The organism is Alistipes onderdonkii, from assembly GCF_025145285.1.
Taxonomy (GTDB): Bacteria; Bacteroidota; Bacteroidia; order Bacteroidales; family Rikenellaceae; genus Alistipes; species Alistipes onderdonkii.
In genome coordinates, this window is record NZ_CP102251.1 from 1101219 (window position 1) to 1121430 (window position 20212).

Genomic DNA, 20212 nt, shown 5'->3' on the forward strand with positions numbered 1-20212 from the left:
AGATTTGACAGCTTGATCGCAGATGGTCATCACCCGTTCCACGGCTTGACCGTTTGCGAAGGATCGGGATTGTTCTGCGTGGCGATGACGGGGTTGTTCTGCGTCTCACCGCGCGAGATCACGAAGTTCCAGTAGGGTGCACGGCCTTCCGTATTCAGCCGGTACGAGGCAGGAGAGTTGGTTCCCACATAGCCCCGTCGGGTGGACATGTCGAGCCGCTTCATGTCGAACATGACGATGCCTTCGCCCCAGAACTCGATGCGCTTCTGAAGCATCAGCTCGTTGGTGAAATTTTCAACCGACGACGACATGTTCGTACAGTCGTAACCTCCGCCCACAATGCGGTAGTTGTTCATGAACTCATTGAGCAGCCGAATTCCTTCGCCAAGATTTTCATGCGCCTTGGCCTCGGCCTCGATGAAGTACATCTCCTCGACGCGCATGTAGGGATGGTCTGCGGCTCCGCCGACCTTGAAATCCTCATAAGCGCCCTGCGCCGGACGGAACTTGATGTTCGCGTAATCGGGCAGTTCATTGAAGTATTCCTTCCCCTCTTTGCGGCAGCTTTTGTAGTCGTAGGACTCCTTCTCCGGGTCTTTGCGGTCGGGATCGAGCCACGAATGGCGGCGGAAGTCGCGCAGGTCGATACTGTTGTAAAGGTTGCTGTTGATGCAGCGGCAGGCGTCGTTTCCGTAGGCACTCCACGCATTCTCCGTGCTCATGTGCGCCGTGAAGCAGAACAGGTTGGCAACGCTTTCGCTCGGCAGGGCGAGGCCCCAGATCCAGGCATTGTTCGCCGTGGCGCTGTTGAAGCCGTTCGAGGGGTCTTCCCACTGCTCCTGCGTCAGGGGCGTACAGCCGCTGGCGTTAATGGCCAAGCGGGCGTACTCGGCGGCGGAAACATAGGCTTCGGCGTCGTTCTTGGCCGTACCGCGCTCAAGCCAGGCCCGAGCTTTCAGGCCGTAGACCAGCGCCGGACTGATCGTATACTTGTCGGGAGCAGTAAAGCCGCTCAATAGTTCTTCGGCCTTGTCCAGGTCGGGGAAGATCACTTGATCGTAGATGTCGTCGACCTTGGCACGGGGGTTGTTCTTGGCCTCGGCCTCGGTAGTCTCGGGCAGTACGATGGGCACGCCCAGCCCGAGAACCCCGGGCGCTTCAGTGTAATTGTTCTCCTTGAACTCGTACAGACGCACCAGATCGAGGTAGAACATGGCCCGATAGGCGTAGGCGAAGCCCAGATAGGACTTCTGCGTGGCGTCGAGCGTCGCGAAATCCGAGGCGTCGATCTGTTTGATGACGTTGTTGGTCGCCATGATCCACGCATAGTAGTTGTTCCACGTGAGCGCACCCACGGCATAGTCGGCGCCGAGCGCTTCGTTGGTTCCCCACTGTGCGAACCAGTCGTAGCCGATATTGCCGCCAATGGCGACGTCGCCCGTCATGGATTCCGTGGCGATATGGATGGCCGGCAGGGCAAAATCCCAGGCTTGGCCTTCGCTTGCATAGCCTGCGGAACCGGCCTGTACGAGCGAGGCCGGAATGCCTTCTATCAGCGTTTCGAGGGTGACCTGATCCTCGGTAGCTATTTCATAGGGGTCGGCTTCTTTGATGCAGCTGCTTGCCAGCAAAGCTGCCGCCAGCGTCGCGAGCGTTATGTTTGTCGCTTTTTTCATATGCATGTCGTTTGTCGTAAAGTGTTTGAGGCCGATTAGAATTGAATGTTGATGCCGCCCGAAATCGTCCTTACAGGCGAATAGGTGGCCTGGCTCGTCGATCCCGAATAAGAGTAGCGGGGATCGAATCCCTGACGTTTGGACCAGTACCAGACATTCTCGCAGGCAAGGTAGACGCGCACCTTCTCGATTCCGACCTTCTTGGTGAAATTCGACGGCAGCGTGTAGCCGAAGTTGATGTTCTGTAGGTTCAGGTAGCTGGCGTCCGTAAGGAAACGATCAGACATACCGTTCTGATCCTTGTCTTCATACTGCAGGCGCGGGATGTTCGACGACGCATTGTCCGCCGACCATGCATTGAGGATGTCCTTGTGCCAGTTCATACCCGTCGTCTTGTTGGCCGGCGAGTACATCGCCGCGGAGTATCCCGAGTCGTAAGCCAGACCGCCGATCTGGTAGGTGAAGGCCACGCTCAGGTCGAAGCCCCGGAAATTGACACTCGTGCCGAAACCACCGTAGAGATCGGGAATCGGGTCGCCGCAGAGATAGTCCGACGCCTTGGCATATTCAGTCGTCGTAACGCGCTTGCCCGTCGGGTTGCCCTTGTCGTCGGTTTCGTTCATGTACCACATCGAAAGGCCCTCGTCCGAAACACCGGCATATTTCCTCATGTAGAAAGTGTACATCGGAAGCCCTTCTCCGAAGAAAGTGGAGCCGCTCACGTAACCGGAGTAGCCATCGACCTGTTTGGTTCGTCGTTCAGAAGGCAGCATGGTGATCTTGTTGCGCAGGTGCGTCATGTTGAGGTTGATGTCCCACTGGACATGCTCCCGTCGGATCGGCGTAAAGTTCAGCTCGATTTCGACGCCGCTGTTGCGCATGTCGCCCACGTTGGCGTAGTAGGACGAATAGCCCAGCGACGGAGCTACCGGGAACGACAGCAGCATGTCGGTCGTCTTGCGGAGGAAATATTCGACGCCTCCGGAAACCGTACCGCGCAGGAAGCTGAACTCCACACCGGCGTTGAAGTTGGAGTTGGTCTCCCAGGTGATGTTCTCGGATCCTTTGGCGTTGAAGACGGTCGAGACCTTTCCGTTGGCGTTTTCGATCGTGTAGGTGTTCGTGTAGCGGAAGTTACCGATGTTGTCGTTACCCTGCGAGCCGATCGAGGCCTTCAGCTTGAGATTGTCGAGCCATTCATAGGTGCTCTCCATGAAATTTTCTTTCGAAATGATCCATGCGCCGCCCAGCGACCAGAAGTTGCCCCAGCGGTGGTCGGGGTGGAAGCGCGAAGAAGCGTCGCGGCGGTAGGAGGCCGAGGCGAAATATTTGCCTGCGTAATCGTACATGACACGGGCGAAATAACCCTCGTTGTTGTACTCAACCCGGTAAGAGCCGGCTCCCTGTTTGTCGATGATCGCCCCGGCAAGCTCGTCGTTTTCCTGCGTCAGCATATTGCTTTTCGTGGCCGACAGCGTGTAAATGCGGTTCTGGTAGGACTCGTGGCCCAGCATCACGTTGATGTTGTGCGAGCCTATCTGCTTGGTGTAGTTGAGAATCTGCTGTAGGTTGAGGTCGAAATTCCGTTGATGGCCCTTCGAGACCATGCCTTTTTCGCTGGCGAACTGTCCGAACCAGGGATTCGTAACCGAGGTGGAGCGGGTTTCGTCGAGCGAAACGCCGGCGTTGAACGTGAATTTGAAATCCTTGAGGAAGGTGACGTCGATATATCCCGTACCGTTGAAAGCATTGCCTTCGGCTTCCTGTTTGTTGAGACGCGAATCCGAGAGGGCGTTGCTGTTGGGGAAGAGCGAACGCTCCATACCGGCATTGTCGCCGTTGCCGTAGTCGTAGAGCTTGATGCCGTCCTCGTTGTACATGACATTACCCTCGCCGTCGCGGATGTAGAGCGGATAGATCGGACCGACGGCCGTCGTATAAGCGAAAACGTTGCCCGACGAGTTACCGGCGCCGCTGTCGTCGATCTGGTTGTAGCGGAAATGCGTGTAGTTGGCATTGGCGCCGAACTTGAGCCACTTCTTGGCCTGATAGTCCACGCGCAGACGGGCCGTATAACGATCCATGTCCGAGTTGTAGGCGATACCTTCGTTGTTCAAATAGCCGAACGATCCGTAGATCGAGGCGTTCCCGGTCTGGCCGGAGATCGAAGCGTTGTACTCCTGACGCAGGGACGAGCGGAAAGCCGCATCGGTCCAGTCGTCGGGACGGATGTAGTACTCCTTGCCCTCATAGACGAGACGGCGGCCGAGAGTCGCAGCGGGATTGACCTTACCGTTGATGCCGATGAACTCCTGCCCGGAAGGAACCGTATAGACCATATAGCCCAGACCTCCGTCATTCGCATTGGCCGTCAAATTCGTATTGGCGCGCAAATGGGCCTCGCCGATACTCATTCCCGAATTGACATAGTAGTTTTTCAGCGCACTGTAATGCAGTTCGTAAAATTGCGCCGGGTTGGTAATGTACGCATAATCCTGGACGGCGCGCGAATTGACGCCCCACTTGGCGTCGATTGTCACGTGAGCCTCCTGCGACTTGGCCTTTTTGGTGGTGATCATCACTACGCCGTTGGCGCCGCGGGCGCCGTACAGCGAGTTCGAGGCGGCGTCCTTCAACACAGTCATCGATTCGATGTCACTCGGGTTGAGGTTGTTCAGGTCTCCCGAGTAAGGCATGCCGTCCACGATCCAGAGCGGATCGTTGCCGGCGTTGAGCGAACTGAAACCGCGGATGCGGATCGTCGGACTCTCTCCCGGCTGTCCTGAGGTGTTGGTCAGCTGCACGCCCGCGACCTTTCCGGCCAGAGCCTGCGCTACGTTCGACTGCTGCGACTTGGCGATGTCGTCCGATTTGATGACGGTCGCCGAACCGGTGAAAGCCTCCTTTTTTGCCGTACCGAACGCCACGACGATCACGTCGTCGATAGCCTGTGTGTTCTCTTTCAGCACGACGTCGATCCGGGTTTGCGTTCCCACCTTGATCGTGTGGGACTGATAACCCATGAACGATACGACCAGCACATTGTCCGGTGCGGCTTTGATCGAAAAGCTGCCGTCCGCACCGGAGGTCGTACCCTTCGTAGTGCCTTCGACCAGAATGGTGGCGCCGACGATGCCGGCCCCCGCATGATCTTTGACCGAACCCGTAATTTCCCGTTCCTGCGCATGGGCGGACAAGAACAGGCCGAGAACAGCCATCAATGATAGAAAGATTTTTTTGGTCATAAATGCGCCATTTTAACGCTGGTAAAAAAATGATTGTAGAAAATTTGCCGTCTTCGTGTCCCGGCGCGGAGCCGAAACATTCCTCCTCCCCTTCCGGAAGCCCGGAGGGGGGGGGATGTCATCCGCCTGTCCGGTCACCGAACCGGCCGGATCGCAGCCTATTCGTAGAAATCGTCTGCAAGGTCGTTCGGCTTCGAGCCCGAATACTTGTCAGCCTTGCCCCGGAATTCGATGATCAAGGTGTTTCCGGTTCCGGTCGGATCAGGGTTCCATGTACTGAATACTCCCCAATCGACCATCGAGAATTTGAAGATCCACTCCTTGTTCTCCTGCTTGACGGTCACTGCCGCCTTCTCGGGACACCGCATGCAGTACTTAGCCTTGTCGGAATATCCGTACCCGTTATATGAGGACAGATACATATACTGGAACCTGAGGTTCCATTTGCAATTCGTGCCTTCCGCAGGCAGGTCGATCTCTCCTTCATGGTCGAGGTAGCTGTCCGGCAGGAAAAACATCGGAGTAGTATTATCCGCATCGATACTCTCGGTGAAAGCATTCCGGAAATAGAAGCAATATCCCGATAGCAGATCGCCGGTATAACTATCCCGATAAGCCGGGTCGTGCCGCACCTCCATCGCCGTAACGGGCCAATACAGCATGTCCTTGTTATCCTTGTCCAGGAATTTGATATAGGGCTCGAACGGTTTGACGGGCTTCAATGTTTCTTCATCCATTGCGTCGGCCGTCGCAGCCGTCGGCACACCGTAGTATTCGGCTTCGACCCCGATGCCGTTTTTCAGCGTCAGATTTACCCGCAGATAAATCTCCTTGCCGCCAGCGGGATTGGGATGGGTCTCGATCGTACCGGTCAGTCCCGCATCCTCGCCGTAGTAGGTCTGATAGGTCTTGTGGTCGTAGAGCCGGAACCAGTAATCGGAGGTCTGCGCCGCAACGTCGATCACGCCGTCGAACTTGGCCGCCAGCACCCGCACATACGCAGCCCAATGACCTTTGGCAAGATCAGCCGGGGCTGCGGCCGTTTCGGCATCGCCCAAAGCGAATACGTAGCTGCCGACCTGCGGCTCCTGCGAGAAGAGCGCGGCGATCGGGGCCTCGGCTGCGGCCGCAGCCTCGCCTCCGGCTGCCGGCTCCGTCACCTTGATCGTATTGGTGGCCGCATAGCCTCCGGCGAACGTGCCTTCGTAGGCGGCACGCAGGCGCTTCCCGTCTTTCGAAGCGTCAAGCGCGACGATGAGCCCCTCGATCGTGCCGAATTTATCCGTCAGGTACTTCGCCGTCAGCGTTCCGGTCGTCCCGGCGCCCGTTGCGAATTCACCGCAGCGAATCTGCACCTTCGCGGGATCAGCTGTCGCAAGGTCGATTTCCTCCGTTCCGAACAGCTCCTCGGCAAGCAGAATCTCCACGCCCGCAGCCCCCTCCTCGGGAGCGGCCAGGCCCTCTTGCTCGTAGAGGCAGAAGCGGCGGTTGCCTTCGCGGACATTGCGCCACTCGACGACGCTTCCGACGGCGGCGATCCGATTGTCGATCTCGTATTGGTTCGTCAGTTCGACGTCACGCTCTTCCGTACAGGTATTCTGGTAACGGGCGATCAGCGTCTTGCCGCTCTTCAATTCGACGTAGGTATAGAGATTGAGCCGGGTTTCCGTCACCAGATCGGCGGAGAGTTCTACGCTCGCGACGTCGTTCATCGTCGTCTTTTTCACCGAAATATCCTTGTATTCGATTTCGAACGGATCGGAGGCCGTGTTCACGGTGCCCTTGGGGCTCTCCACCATCACGCGCAGATAATCGTCGGCCTGTTTCATCTGCTCGGCATTGATCAGCCCCTCGGTCGGCGAGAGATAAAAGGTGTGGCTGCCGTCTTCTTCAGCGACATAGATTGCCGACTTGATGCCGACGAGATCGCCTCCGTCGTACTGGATTTGATCGGTCAGAGTTACAGGAGGCTTCTTCCCGGGGTCGGGGTCGTCGTTGGGATCGTCGTCATCGCATGCACCCAGCATGGCTGCCGATGCGAGCAACGCGCACGCCAGCGCGCGCAGTCTGTAATGGGTCGAGTTTTTCATAACGATTGTTTTTAATAGCGCGGGGTTCGGGAAAACCCCGCGCTATCCGGTTTTTCTGTTGTCATTCGGTCATTCCGGCCTTGCGGAACATGATGCCCGGCAGTTCTTCGGCCAGACGGCTCATCGGAACCGACGGAGCCGGCAGGCGGCGAAGCAGTCTGGGCGGTTCGAGATGATCCTTTTCGGCCGCAGCACGCCCCGTTTGGCTTACGACAGGGCCTTCCCACGTTCCGCGCACATGATGCTTGCGCACGCAGATGCCGTCGACCTCGAACCGGTACCAGTTCTCCTTGCCTTCGCCCTCGACCTTGGTGATCGTAACCTGACCGTCGTAGAGCAGGGCGTGTCCGTCCATGTATTCGAAGATCTTGTTGTCATCTCCCCACATCGAATAAGTCTGGTGCATCCACCGGCTGCCATGCAGACCGCCGTCCAGCATAATGCCGCGCATCATGACGCCGGGTTTGATGTATGCCGGCCAGCGCTGTTCGGTCACCTCGTAGGTTCCCGGAGTGATTTCGTTCTCCTTGCCCGGCTCGGTGGTAAGTTCCACACGGACGATGTCACCGCCCGGCTCGCGATCCACGAAGTCTTCGAGATGGTCTCCTACCCATTCGATACCGATATTGATGAATTGCAGACCGCATCCGTAGGAACTGATCGGTTTGTAGCCGATGCCTTGGATATAGACCTGATCCGAAGTATAGTAATGCGCCTTTTTGATCTTCGACAGATCCATGTCGTAGTCACGCTCGAGCGTCGAGGTGCCGTCGTCATCGGACTTGTCGTCGGATGCGTCGGTGATCGGAATGACTCCGGTGTACGAGCCCTTGAGGGTAAAGCCGTCCTTCGAGGTAAGGTTGAACTCGATCTTGTATACCGGTTCTATTTTGCCGTCTTCGCCTTGGGCCGTACCGGCGGCCTCGATCTTGATGATGCCCTCCTTTCCGTAGGAAAATTGTCCGAAAGAGGTTCCGTCGTCCAACTGGACATAAGTGCCGAGCGGGAATACCAGCCCCTCCATCGGAATTTCCACGGCGGGCATCCACGACCCCCATTGGAACGAGGTGTTGGCCAGATATTCGTGGGGCTTGATCACGGCTTCCTTCGGATTGCCGAACAGGTCGTTGAATACGACGAGCGCAGCGGCGAGACCGCCCTGCCCCTCCTCCGTGTCGTAGGTTTCGTCGTAAATGTTGATCTGCATCATGCCGGTACCTGCTTCGAGCATGTTGCCGTAATAGGTCGCGGTGGCGCTGAATCCGACCACTTCCACGTCGCGTCCGATCTGCGGCAGGTAGAAGCCGCCGTCCTCCGGCTGATCGACGATCTGGAGCTGTCCCTCGTAGACGATGCTCTTTTCGGAACCGTCCGTATCGACGAAACGAAGCGAAACGCTCCAGACGTCACCCTCGTGGGAGACTTTCAACGGCTCTCCCGAAACCAGCGACAACTGGGTCTTATTGCCTTCGGCGTCGATATACTGAACACCGGTATATTGGGACGTGAACGTGTGATCCTCGTTGAGCTGGCTGGCCATATATTCACCCTCGGGAAGCGTGTAGGCATCTTCGCCCGGAACCGCATAGAGGTCGGCCACGAAAAGGTAACCCGCCTCTTTGAGCGTCACCCGCCCTTTGGATACGGTATGCTCGGCATCCGTGAAGGCCATATAATAGTTGTGCGACTCCACGCCCTTGACCGGGCCGAGGTACCACGACAGCGGAACTTTATCCAGCAACACCTTGTCTGCGTCATCTCCCACCTCCGAAGCGTCGGAATTCTTGCACAGTCCGTAATAGGCAACCGTCAGCGTTTTTCCGCCGGTTTCGATTTCGGCGGAAATACGAGCGACGCGGGCCGAGAGGAACTCGACCGAGAGATCCGCTTTCGAGGCTTCTCCGACGTTCGAGGAGTTTACGTCGATCTCCCCATAGGCGATTCCGTTGCCGGCAACCGCAAAATCGACGGCTCCGGAAGGTTGTTTGACGGTAATTTTGACGGCATCGTCGGCGATCAGCATGCCGTCCACATCCACAAGCCCTGCCGTCGGCGAGAGATAGATCGTATAGACGGAGGCAGCTTCCGAAGCATCTGCCTTTTCGCCGTTTCCGGGAGTCTCGACCGTGTAGACGGCGGATTTGATTTCCCGCACGACACCGTTGCAGATCAGGGCATTCCCGCTTTCTGGCATATCGGGGTTGCCGGATGGAGTGGAATCGTCGTCCGAACATGAATTCAGTACGGACGCTCCTGCCATGCAGAGCATGGCCAGAAAGAATAGGTACAACTTTTTCATAGGATGAGATTTAATGAACCGGCTTCCCGGTTTGGCTTTCGGATGTGATAAGCATAATGAAATGCCATACTTAAAACAGTCGATACAATCTACATAATGAAACCCTGGACGGATTCCAAAAAATTACTTATTCGAGTTTCGGGATTTTATCGACTTGGCACGAGAACGGTGCTAAGGAAAAATCCCCCCCCCTCGCGATTTGACGAGGAAAGAGGATTCTCTCTGTTGCAAAAATAATAAAAAGATTTTATCCTAATTAATTTTTCGCAAAAAAATCATCAGCAATTACGCTCCAAATGCATAAAAAAGTCTTGCAAAATGCGCATTTTAAGAACAGATTCGCACTTCAGACCGACGGCGAAATCGGGCAGATCGACCGCTTCGAAACTGCTCCGCCAAACCAAAAACAAGGATGGAATAAAATATACTATATATAAATATGATCTCTTTCCAGATGAGTGGATATACCACGCCCGCGTCCTGCAAACCTCACATTACCTTATCCCGATAGTCGGGGTGAAATATACACAGTGACAACCGTCTGGCTGCCACATCCGAGCACCACACCCTCCGAGCTGAAATCAATCGTTGTTATTCCAGCTTGGCCAACAGTTTCCGGACGAGAGTTTCGTCGGCATCGGTCACGGAGTATTCCGGAACACCGGCACACCCGCCCATCGAAACCTGCGGATTGCGGAAGCGCATCGCGCCCTCACGTTCCCGGCGGGCGCTGAAGTGCAGGGCATCGACCCCTGTGGCGGCCAGCAGGCGGGCGTTCGACGGATTGACGCCGCTTCCGGCCATGATTTCGATGCGGCCGGCCGCCTGCGCCGCCAAGGCTCGCAGCGTCCCGACACCCTCCTGCGCCGTATTGCGGCCTCCGGAGGTGAGCACCCGGCGGCATCCGGTGCGAATGACCGCTTCGAGCGCCTGCCGGGGATCGCGCGTCATGTCGAACGCGCGGTGGAACGTCACCTCCATCCCCTCAGCCTCGCGGACAAGCTGCGCCGTGCGCGTCTCGTCCACCTCTCCGTCGGGGGTCAGCACGCCGAGGACCACCCCGTCGGCTCCGCAGGCACGGGCGAAGCGAATCTCTTCGGCCATCAGCGCCGTTTCGGCATCCGTATAGCAAAAATCCCCGCCCCGAGGGCGTATCATCACGCTCAGCCGCAGGCCCGGTAGACTCCGGGCGTAGCGGATCAGCCCGGCGGAAGGGGTCGTACCCCCTTCGAAGGGCGCGGCACAAAGCTCGATGCGCGTGACGCCTGTCCGCCGGGCTATATCGCACGCATCGCAGGTATAGGCGCAAAGTTCAGTCGTCATAAATTCCGGTCATAATTGGTGTATGGTGTACAAAAGACGGTCGCCGAGGCCAATCGTATAGCCGTGGGATTCGAACACGACACGGTTGAACGTATCGCCGATCAGAAAGACCGGAAGCGAAACGTTCCCCGGCAGCTGCATCGCTTCGAGAATCCGCCTGCGAACCGAGCCGTCGCGGTCGATGCCAAAGGTGACGGTCGCCGGCAGCGGGGCCGCGGGCGACGCCGTGTATTTCCGGTACGCCCCCTCGTCGGGGAAGAGCAGGATCAGCGAGCGTCCCCACGCTTCAAGCTCCGCGGCTTTGGCCGCGATATCCTTCAGCGCATGATCTGTAGGCTCCTGTCCGACGCACAGCAATCCGATCACGAAATAACCACGTCCCGCAGTCGTGAGGACCGACGTTTCGGCTCCCGTCGCGGCGTCAGTGAATTTCGACTCCGAATCGAAACTCCCGATCACGCGAACCGCCTCCGAATTGTCGCGCATCGTCAGGTTCGTTTCGGTCGTACTGTCCGGACGGACGTTGAAGAACGACACGTTCCCCAGCACGCTGCCGCTGGCGAGCCGGCTGCCCGTCACAAGCATATAATAACCGGTTTCCAGATCGGCGGGAGCCCGGAACAGCTCGCTCCACCGCTCGAAATCAGGATAGTTCAGCAGGGAGAACGACTGCCCGTCGAAGCGCGAAAGGGAGAAGTGCCGGAAATACTCCGGATCGTCGAGACGCGGAATCGGCGCATAGTTCAATTGCAGCCGCCCGGTCTCCAGTTCCCGGTTCCCGGCCGCGTCGAAATCGACGGGCACATCCTTCCCGGCATGGCGGTAGAAGAGGTTGCCCGTCACGCGGTCGATCCACGCCGGGATGCCGAGCGAACGAGCCGCGGCAACGAAGAAGATAGCCCGCGAGAGTTTGTCGGCCGTCCGGCTACGCCACACGCCTTCGGGCGAGATGGTCGTGGAGACGGTGCAGAGTTCCGGACGCAGGGTCAAGCTGTCGCGGCACCACGCCACCAGACGCTGCGGGTCACGGCGGAACGCGGCGGCATCGGCGGCCGGAATTTCCCGCTGCAGGAACGACCGGTAGGGCGTGAGCATCTCATCGGCCACACGCGGGGCCAGCACGGTCGCGGCGTCGGCATTCTTGTCCGTATTATAAAGATGATCCGCGAGCACCGCCGACGGCGTATCGCGCAGATCCTTTTCCGACAGCGTGGCGAGCAGTTGCAGCGCCCGCCCGGTGCATCCTTTCCGGCTCGCGCCGCGCAGGAAATCCATAATTTCGGCGTGATTGCCTCTCGAAGCGGCGATAAATCCGGCCACATCGTCCGGCTTCATGCCGACAGAACGTGCAAACTCCGCAACGGCGGGTTTCGCCGGGAACGTGGCGATATAGGCGTTGCGGATGGAGTCTTCGCGGTTGAAGCGACGGTCGTTCTCCGCACGCTGAGCGGCCGTCACCTCCGGCAAATTCGCGCTCTCGGCCGGAGGAACGATGTCGACGGGGAAGGAGAATTCGTCGCCGATCGCATGCTCCAGCACCACCGTCGCCTCCGTCTCCCTCCCGAAAGAAACCTTCCGAACCCCAAACCGGCCATCACAGACAGCCGTGACAAGCATATCGCCCAGACCCGCCGACAGCGACGCCCGCCCCCGGACGTCGGTCGTTTTGCGCGATACGGTGTAGAACTCGGCGTAATTGTAAAGTTTGAACTCCACGGTCGCACCCTCCACGGGACTGCCCGCCGTGTCGGTGACCGTCACGGTGAGCGGGGCGCACGCGGCATAGTTCGAGATCACATTGATCTCGGTGTAGTTGGCCGTGGTTTTCATCACCTCCTCCGAACCGTCGTAATAGCCGAAGACCTTGGTATGCATCAGCATCCCGCGGCTGGCCGGGGCGTTGAACCACCCCAGGTCGAGCACCGGTTCCGGCTCGCAGGCCCCGAGGAAATGCCACCGTCCGTCGGCCCAGGCCTCTACCCAGGCGTGGTTGTCGTCGGTGTGCGCCCAGCGGGGCGTGTAGACCTGCCGGGCCGGGATGCCCACCGACCGCAGGGCCGCAACGAGCAGCGTGGACTCCTCGCCGCAGCGGCCGTAAGCCGTGCGCACGGTGGCCAGCGGCGAACTAGTTCGCGCATCCGACGGCTGGTAGTTGGCCTTCTCGTGACACCAGTGGTTCACTTCGAGGATGGCGTCATACATCGACAGCCCCTCGACGCGGGGTTTGAGTTCATCGTGAAATACCCGGCGCGAATCATCGAGACACTCGTTGTTGACCCGCACGGGCAGCACGAAATGCCGGAACAACTCGTCGGAGACGCTCCTGCCCCAAGGCATCTCCTGCCGGACAGACAGCGCACAGCGCACGTTTTCCAGATAAAAATCGCCCAGATAGTCGGTAATGTCCCCCACGGGCATATAGGCATAGAGAAACGTCATTGCATCGCGTTCCTGCGGCGTCATCGGTTCGTCGAATATCCCGAACAGATCGCCCCGGGGGAGCAGCTCCTGTTTGTGCCGGAAATCGGTCTCCACGCGCCGCATGAAACCCTCGTTGCCGGCCGGGGAGCACGCCGACAACACGCCCGTGAGCATAAGCAGGCCGGCGAATAGCTGTGTCGTTTTTTTCATCGTAAAGTGAGTTCTATGATTCGGTCGGTATCCTCGGGAACATGCTCCAGATTCAGGACGATCCCTTTTCCCCGGAGCGTGTCGAACTTCACCCGCTCGCCGTTGTTCAGGCACCGGGCTTCCCCGACTTTTTCCGCAAGCGGCAGGTACAGCGCATCGTCCTGCAAATCGAGCACATGCACGTAAAGTTTGTCGCCCTTGCGCGTCGTCACGCCCCAGTCGTGGGGCGGGATGTCGCCGCCGCGGGTTCCGTAGATGCTTTCGCCGTACCGGGCGAGCCATTCGCCCATCTCCCGCAGCCGTTCGACGGCCGTCGCAGGCAGTTTTCCGTCGGGTTGGGGACCGATGTTGAGCAGCAAGTTTCCGTTGCGGCCCGCAGCCCGCACGAGGTAGTGGATCAGCGTCTTCGACGATTTGTAGTCGAGGTCGGTGATCTTGTAGCCCCACATGCCGTTCATCGTCTGGCACGTTTCGAGCGGCAGGCGGCCGATCTCCTGCCCCGAAAGTCCGGCGGTGTTCTCGCCCGGAAGGTCGCGCTCGAAAATCTGGATATCCTCGCCCTCGAACGGCACAAGGTGGTGGTTGTTACCCACCAGACAGGCCGGCCTGATGGCATGGATATAGTCGTACAGCCCGCGGAGTTTCCAGTCGAAATCCAGGTTCTGGTCCTGGTCCCACACCCCGTCGAACCACACGGCGCCCACCGAACCGTAACCCGTCAGCAGTTCCGTGAGCTGGCGTTTCATGAAGTCGTAATAGTGCGCATAGTCGATCCCCGTTCCGGGACGCCCCGTCCCAAGCCCCGTCCGCCCGCGCGGGCAGTCGTCGCGGTACCAGTCGATCAGCGAATAATAGAGGTGCAGGCGGATGCCCTGACGGGAGCACTCGTCGGAGAGCGCTTTCACGACATCCTGTTTATACGGCGTGGCGTCCACGATGTCGTAGTCCGTCTGCGCGGTGTCCCACATCGAAAAGCCGTCGTGGTGGCGCGTCGTGAAGCAGACGTACCCCGCACCCGAGGATTTGATGGCCGAGACCCACTCCGCGGCATCGAAATCATGTGGATAAAACGCATTGGCCAGCTTGGCGTACTCCTGATAATTGATATTGCGGTTGGTCATAGTCCATTCGCCCGTGCCGAGCAGCGAGTAGAGCCCCCAATGAAGGAAAATGCCGAATTTGGCATCCTGAAACTCCGTCCGAGCCCGAAGGTTTTCGGGCGCCGGGACATAAGGATCAACCACCTGTGCCGATATCGTTCGGCAGACAGCAGTGCAAAGCAATGTAAAAAACAGTTTTTTTATCATCTGCGAGTAAAAATTTAGCCCGGGTATTTACAATGCTTATCTACCTTTCTTTTTTTCAAAGAAGAGGCAAATTCTATATTAAATGAATATCCAAAGATAGCACAAAAACTCATCAAAGCATATCAAAACCAAAAATTTTAATATGCTTTAAAGTCAAGTATTCTGTAAAATACCTCTTTTAGCGTCAATTAAAAGGCTACTCTGCCAACGCATACCGAGGCAGTTGCACCGACACCTATACTTGGCAGAACAACATGATTTTTTTTTGACGGCCTCCTTTACGAATCCCACAACCGAGCAAAGCTGATAGATCATAACTGACAACACTCTAACGTTATTCGCTCTACGATTTCTGTAGTCTGGAATTTTCTTCGTATCTTTAAGAAACCGTAAAAACTATTTGAGCCATGAAATTCTTTATCGACACGGCCAATCTGGAACAAATCCGCAAGGCGCATGAACTGGGCGTCCTGGACGGCGTAACGACCAACCCATCGCTGATGGCCAAAGAGAACATCCGGGGTACGGAAAACTGCAACCGTCATTATGTTGAAATCTGCAGACGTGAGCGCCGAGGTCATAGCCACAGACTTCGAAGGAATGGTGCGAGAGGGTGAGGCGCTGGCGGCGCTGCATCCCCGCATCGTCGTGAAACTGCCCTGCACGGCCGCAGGAATCCGGGCCGTAAAATATTTTGCCGCCAAGGATATCCGGACGAACTGCACGCTGGTATTCTCCGTGGGACAGGCGTTGCTCGCCGCAAAGGCCGGAGCGACCTACGTGTCTCCGTTCGTGGGACGTCTCGACGACATCTCCGAAGACGGCGTGGCATTGGTAGCCCACATCGTGAAGGTCTACCGCACCTATGGTTACAAAACGCAGGTGCTGGCCGCTTCGATCCGTCATACGCAGCATATTATCCAGTGCCTCGATGCGGGAGCCGATGTGGCGACATGCCCCCTTGCGGCAATCGAAGGGTTGCTCAGACATCCGATGACGAACAGCGGGCTGGAGAAGTTCCTCGCAGACCATGCACGGCTGAATACCTGAACGGAAACCGAATTGCGACATTTCCGGATGACATCTATACGCTTGAATGTACAAAATGACAAAAGTCCTATATACGAACATAGGACTTTTGTTATAAATATTATAGTCGGCCAGAGAATCACTCTATAAACAGTTCGTCTTGTCTGACAACATGCCACAGCGTCAACATACTGCACACGCCTCTTGAGGGTTACAAAAATAATTTCGGCAGAGTCGGCCGCCAAGACGAACAACGCATTAACATGATCTAATTCAACACAATACACAATTTCTAAGCAAAAGTCAACGAGGTAACGCTTTGGACACCGAAACCTCGTTTACAATTACGTTTTTTACTCTATAAGCGATATACTTCTTATCTGAAAAGCAACATAATGTCCTATGAATCAAACATCTTCCCACCCGCGAAAGATCCTTCGTACAGTAAGTATCAGTCTTCATATCAAAAAAATGTCACCTCCTCTTTCGAAATCGTTGCATCTGCCGCTGCTGTTCTTCATAGGCCTGCGTGTCGGTCAGGTCCAATAGCGTATCGACAATGCCAGAAATAGGATTGGCGATATGGTTTTGTATTTCGTGTTACGGTGCTGTGTGTTGTTCTGGAACCTGCTTGTCGTTTTTCGGTGCCGGATAGAGTTCATTGAAAACATTTGCCGAAAACTCTTTTCCCAGTACCGACCTGCGGGCAACGATGCCGTCGTTATGGTCAATGAAAGTCACACCATAGATTCTGCCGACCGGGTTAATGCGGAAAATCGTGTCGATATTCTCCGCTTTGAGCAGTCGCCGGAACTCGTCCCGTGTATTGTGTGGGCTCATGGCGTCTTTGACTGTTTGCCGAAGTCGGTCGAGCGTTCCGTCCTGCTTCAGCGCACTCTTCGACCGCTCGTAATACTTTTGAAGAGCCTTGTAGCCGACATCCCGGCCGATACGGCTCGATTTAAACGGAGTACCGATGCCATAGCCGTCATCGGTCAGGGCCCGTAGATCACTCCGGCATAATCCCTGCCGTCGATGGTTCCCGTACGTTCTTCAACTGAGACATTGAAACGTTCCAGCAGGGTGCGAAACTCTCCGTAGGACGAACATTTGTAATTGCACAAGCACGACCGCACGACGGACGATATCTGCTGTTTGACATTGCCCTCTTTATAGTTTACTTTGCGCAAGCCGAGCCTGTCTGCTTGTTCCTCGCCTTTGATACTCGGATGCAGACCGTATTTCCGCTCCAAATCACGCAGAATTTCCATCGAGCGCCGGGCCTCGAAATCGTGCGGGAGTTTGCGGCCCTGCTCATCGACCCGCAGCGACACGATATGGAGATGCTCTCTGGAAATGTCCTTGTGCTTGAAAACGATATAGGGCTGTTCGCCGTAACCCATGCGCTCCATGTACTCGCGGGCAATGTCCCGGAGCCGTTCGTCTGTCAGTCTGTCTTCCGGCGAAGGATTCAGCGAGACATGGAAGACCGTATTGGTCGTCCTTCTGTTAGCTTCGAGGTAGGGCCGGAAGCTCTCCATGCAGGCATCGATATCCATTCGCCCGTGTTTATTGAAGGGTTCGAGCATCTTCTGCCAGAGGAGCACTTCGGCCTCATTCTTATCCACTTTCTCCTTGTTGTAGTACAAGGCTCCGCCGGGCGAGGAGCCCGATCTTATATTCGCAACCATTCCTTAGCCTGTTTTGCGAGGTTGAGAATCTCGATACTCAGGGCTTTCAGCTCGCGGGTCCGTTGCTCCAATGCAGCGATCTGATGCGGGATAGCAACGTTGGAAAAGTGCGAATTGACAGCCTTTACAATCTGGTTGTAGTTGTTCGCAAGTTTCTGGAATTGGAAATAAAAATCATTCAGCCGGGCGACGAATTGCGTCTTCGACGGATCGCGTTTGATGACGACAAACTCCTCGGCAAAGAGCCTTTTGACGATAAAACGGCTACGGTTATGCTCCAATCCTGCCTCACAAAGCATCTGCTTAAAGCGGATATTCTCTTCGGTGGTGAGTTTGAAATTATACCTGTGAACTCTGGGATCTGTCGTTGTCGGGCGTCCGATCCTCTTTTTCGTGGTTGTCATCAAGCTGGTAGTTTAAGTGGCGTGACTCGGGAACGCCACCCGGCCTCGCAGAGCGAGCACCTTTGTATGCCGAAAAATTTTTCGGCATACAAAGGTACAGCTCGCTGTTATCTGGCGATAACAAAATCCGCGGCGGAAAATTTTTTGTGAAAACTTTGAAAAGCCTCCGAGGGCGGGTCTTTCCCGGTGCAATATTACAACCGTCTGGAGATGAAAAAAAGCCCGCCGAACGGACTGGAACGGACGTGAGCGGACATCGGAATCGAGGCATTTCAGTCGATTGTATCTTGCATCATGAAAGGCAGGTTTTCTTATTCCGTTCATTATTCCGATACAAACCGCATGAAACGGAAAACGGCATTTTGAATGGTTTAACCCAATAAACCAGACATACATGCTCTATGCCCGTATGGCTGACAATCAATCTCAAAAACGTTGCACCATGGATTCATTAAAGGAAAAAGACAACCCCGCACCCAATCCTGCTAAGCGTCCCCGTATCGAAGTCGACGAGGAACTGATGCGTCAGATGATCGCCGGACAAGCCCCTTTGGACTCGAAAGTCGTCCGCAGGATTCCCGAACCGGAAGAGGAAGATACGGACACTCCCGAGGGAAACACATCGGAAACGGTATCCGGAGCATCGGCACCGACTGCTGAGAAAACAGACGTCGACACCCAAACGACTACTGGAAAGGAGTCGGCCGGATTCCGGCGTAAAAAGATCGCGCTGCCGGATTTCGAACGCACGTTCTTCGCTCCGGTGGATTGCCGTAATCGCTCTGCGATCTATGTCAGTACCCAAACCAAGTGCAAAGTGTCGGCAATCCTCCACCTGCTGGGAGACGATACGACAAGGCTTACGGCATTGGCCGACAATATGCTGCGGTTCGTCATGGACATTTACAGCGACGAGTTGAATTATCTCCACGAGAAGAAGAACAACAGACGGCCGTTTTGAAAAAGCGGGGTATTTCGACGGCAGATAGCAGGACGGGAGGGGGCCGTCGAACGGGCAGGCCGATCGCGGCTGAACATCGGAACCGGATCGTTAGGAGCCGCAGAATGTCGTCTTTTCCGACGGTAGAATTCTAAGATAAAACCAAATAAAAGCTGCAAAAAGTTTCATGCCCGGAAATTGTCATTTTTTGTCGTAGCGTTTAGCAAAATGATTCTGGCTATGGGATGCAAGGCCGCGAAGCGCTTGTATAGCCTTGCATCCCATAGTCAGAATCGTTAATTTGCGGAGTACGGAAATGACAATACATTAATTATGAGTAGGTTCGGCTCCCAATTAGACGGACTGTTCCGACAATAAGATTTTGAGATTTTGAATGATCTCAAAATCTTATCGAATGGCAGATATGTATGCCGGATTATATCTGCAACGCTACATATGGTGTTCCACGCCTTACGACGGCAAAGCATCTGGCGGCGATTTTGGCCCTCACAGCATTCAGGACGCTGAATTTATGTTTACCTTCAGCCACTTTGCGTTCGTAATATGCCTTTAGTTGCGGATCACACCTGATGGCAATCAGTGCACTGCGGTTCAGTTGTACTTTAATGTCTCGATTCGCCATGCTCGATGTGTGGCATCCCCCGCGAACGCTTGTGCCGGAGCTATGTTCGAACGGAGCCAGCCCGCAATAGCAGGCAAACTTGCGGTGGTCTGTGATTTTGGTGAAATTAAGCGTCGAACAGAGCATCACAATGGCCGTGATCGGCCCTACACCTTTGATGCTGGTCAGCAGCTTGTAGTTCCGGCAAATGTTGCTGTCGGCGGCTATCAATTCCTTCATTTCCCGTTCGATGGTTTTCATATGAGTTTCTGCATACGCGATCTCCTCCTGGAGCATGGAACGTTGAATAGATACATCCGCGAATTTCTCTTTGTAGTCTAATTTTTCGAGCAACACCAGTTTCGCTACACGTTGTTTTGCCAGATAAGCCCTTAAGATCAGCCATGTGCGCAACTGACACAGTTCCTTCTCTGCCGGCAGATAAAGGGCTATCTTCCGATAGTGAGTGATCGCATACTCGGCGATACGCCGGGCATCCACTCTGTCTGTTTTGCCACGGGCAATACCCATCGAATACTTGATTACCAACGGCGAGATCAGTGAAAAATTGAAAGTCAGCGTCCTGTCGGAAGCACAAACCGCCATCTCGGATATGTAGCTCCCCACATCCTCGGCGCAGAAAATCACATCGTCGAGCAGAATACCATGCCGCTTCTCAACCCAGTGCAGACACGAGCAGATCCCTTTTCGGGAGTTGGCGAATTTGCGGTGAGCCATCTCGTTTGCATCCTCGAAGGCGACCAAAGACGCATCGAAAGTCTCTTTCGACACATCCAGACCTACATAATACAAATAGTGCATAACTTGTTAGTTTTGTGAGAGTCGTATGCTATCACATGTACCAGGTCTTCAAACCTACAATTCTAAACAGCCATTCTCTCTGGTTAATGGAGTCGCAGTCCAAATCTACCGCCAAGCCTCAAAGCTTACGACA

10 protein-coding genes and 2 pseudogenes are annotated in these 20212 nt (G+C 55.7%); 2 read left to right on the top strand and 10 right to left on the bottom strand.

Going from position 1 to position 20212, the window contains the following annotated elements:
- Nucleotides 1-29 precede the first annotated feature (29 nt).
- From NQ559_RS04630 to NQ559_RS04660, 7 genes are all read right to left on the bottom strand, one after another.
- On the bottom strand, nucleotides 30-1676 hold the full coding sequence (locus tag NQ559_RS04630; protein WP_018696354.1) for a RagB/SusD family nutrient uptake outer membrane protein: 1647 nt from the start codon (nucleotides 1674-1676) through the stop codon (nucleotides 30-32).
- A 35-nt stretch (nucleotides 1677-1711) separates the two neighbouring features.
- The gene (locus NQ559_RS04635; protein WP_018696355.1) at nucleotides 1712-4894 is read right to left on the bottom strand and encodes a SusC/RagA family TonB-linked outer membrane protein; all 3183 of its coding nucleotides are present in this window, start codon (nucleotides 4892-4894) and stop codon (nucleotides 1712-1714) included.
- Between the two features lie 185 nt (nucleotides 4895-5079).
- Entirely contained in the window at nucleotides 5080-7011 is a 1932-nt protein-coding gene (locus NQ559_RS04640; RefSeq protein WP_018696356.1) for a hypothetical protein, read from the bottom strand.
- A gap of 61 nt (nucleotides 7012-7072) precedes the next feature.
- On the bottom strand, nucleotides 7073-9310 hold the full coding sequence (locus NQ559_RS04645; protein WP_033395255.1) for a hypothetical protein: 2238 nt from the start codon (nucleotides 9308-9310) through the stop codon (nucleotides 7073-7075).
- 591 nt (nucleotides 9311-9901) lie between these two features.
- Nucleotides 9902-10633 carry a copper homeostasis protein CutC gene (locus tag NQ559_RS04650; RefSeq protein WP_018696359.1) on the bottom strand — a complete coding sequence of 244 codons (732 nt, stop codon included), beginning with the start codon at nucleotides 10631-10633 and terminating at the stop codon, nucleotides 9902-9904.
- A 9-nt stretch (nucleotides 10634-10642) separates the two neighbouring features.
- Nucleotides 10643-13264: a transglutaminase-like domain-containing protein gene (locus tag NQ559_RS04655; RefSeq protein WP_014775550.1), complete on the bottom strand. Its 2622-nt coding sequence runs from the start codon at nucleotides 13262-13264 to the stop codon at nucleotides 10643-10645.
- Nucleotides 13261-14571 (bottom strand): alpha-L-fucosidase, encoded by a 1311-nt coding sequence (locus tag NQ559_RS04660; RefSeq protein ID WP_018696360.1) that lies wholly within the window; start codon nucleotides 14569-14571, stop codon nucleotides 13261-13263. The genes NQ559_RS04655 and NQ559_RS04660 overlap by 4 nt, the downstream gene beginning before the upstream one ends.
- A gap of 407 nt (nucleotides 14572-14978) precedes the next feature.
- Between NQ559_RS04660 and fsa the strand changes: the two are divergent.
- Nucleotides 14979-15621 (top strand): annotated as a pseudogene (gene fsa, locus NQ559_RS04665) (fructose-6-phosphate aldolase).
- Between the two features lie 453 nt (nucleotides 15622-16074).
- Here the strand turns inward: fsa and mobB are convergent.
- Nucleotides 16075-17291: pseudogene (mobB, locus tag NQ559_RS16070) on the bottom strand (conjugal transfer protein MobB).
- Nucleotides 17276-17695 (bottom strand): plasmid mobilization protein, encoded by a 420-nt coding sequence (locus NQ559_RS04680; RefSeq protein ID WP_014775548.1) that lies wholly within the window; start codon nucleotides 17693-17695, stop codon nucleotides 17276-17278. Before NQ559_RS04680 ends, mobB begins: the two are co-directional and overlap by 16 nt.
- A 442-nt stretch (nucleotides 17696-18137) precedes the next feature.
- On the opposite strand from NQ559_RS04680, the gene NQ559_RS04685 reads away from it, so the two are divergent.
- On the top strand, nucleotides 18138-18656 hold the full coding sequence (locus NQ559_RS04685) for a DUF3408 domain-containing protein (protein WP_018696363.1): 519 nt from the start codon (nucleotides 18138-18140) through the stop codon (nucleotides 18654-18656).
- A 415-nt stretch (nucleotides 18657-19071) separates the two neighbouring features.
- Here the strand turns inward: NQ559_RS04685 and NQ559_RS04690 are convergent, their stop codons facing one another.
- Nucleotides 19072-20079 (bottom strand): IS110 family RNA-guided transposase, encoded by a 1008-nt coding sequence (locus NQ559_RS04690; protein ID WP_018696364.1) that lies wholly within the window; start codon nucleotides 20077-20079, stop codon nucleotides 19072-19074.
- Nucleotides 20080-20212 lie beyond the last annotated feature (133 nt).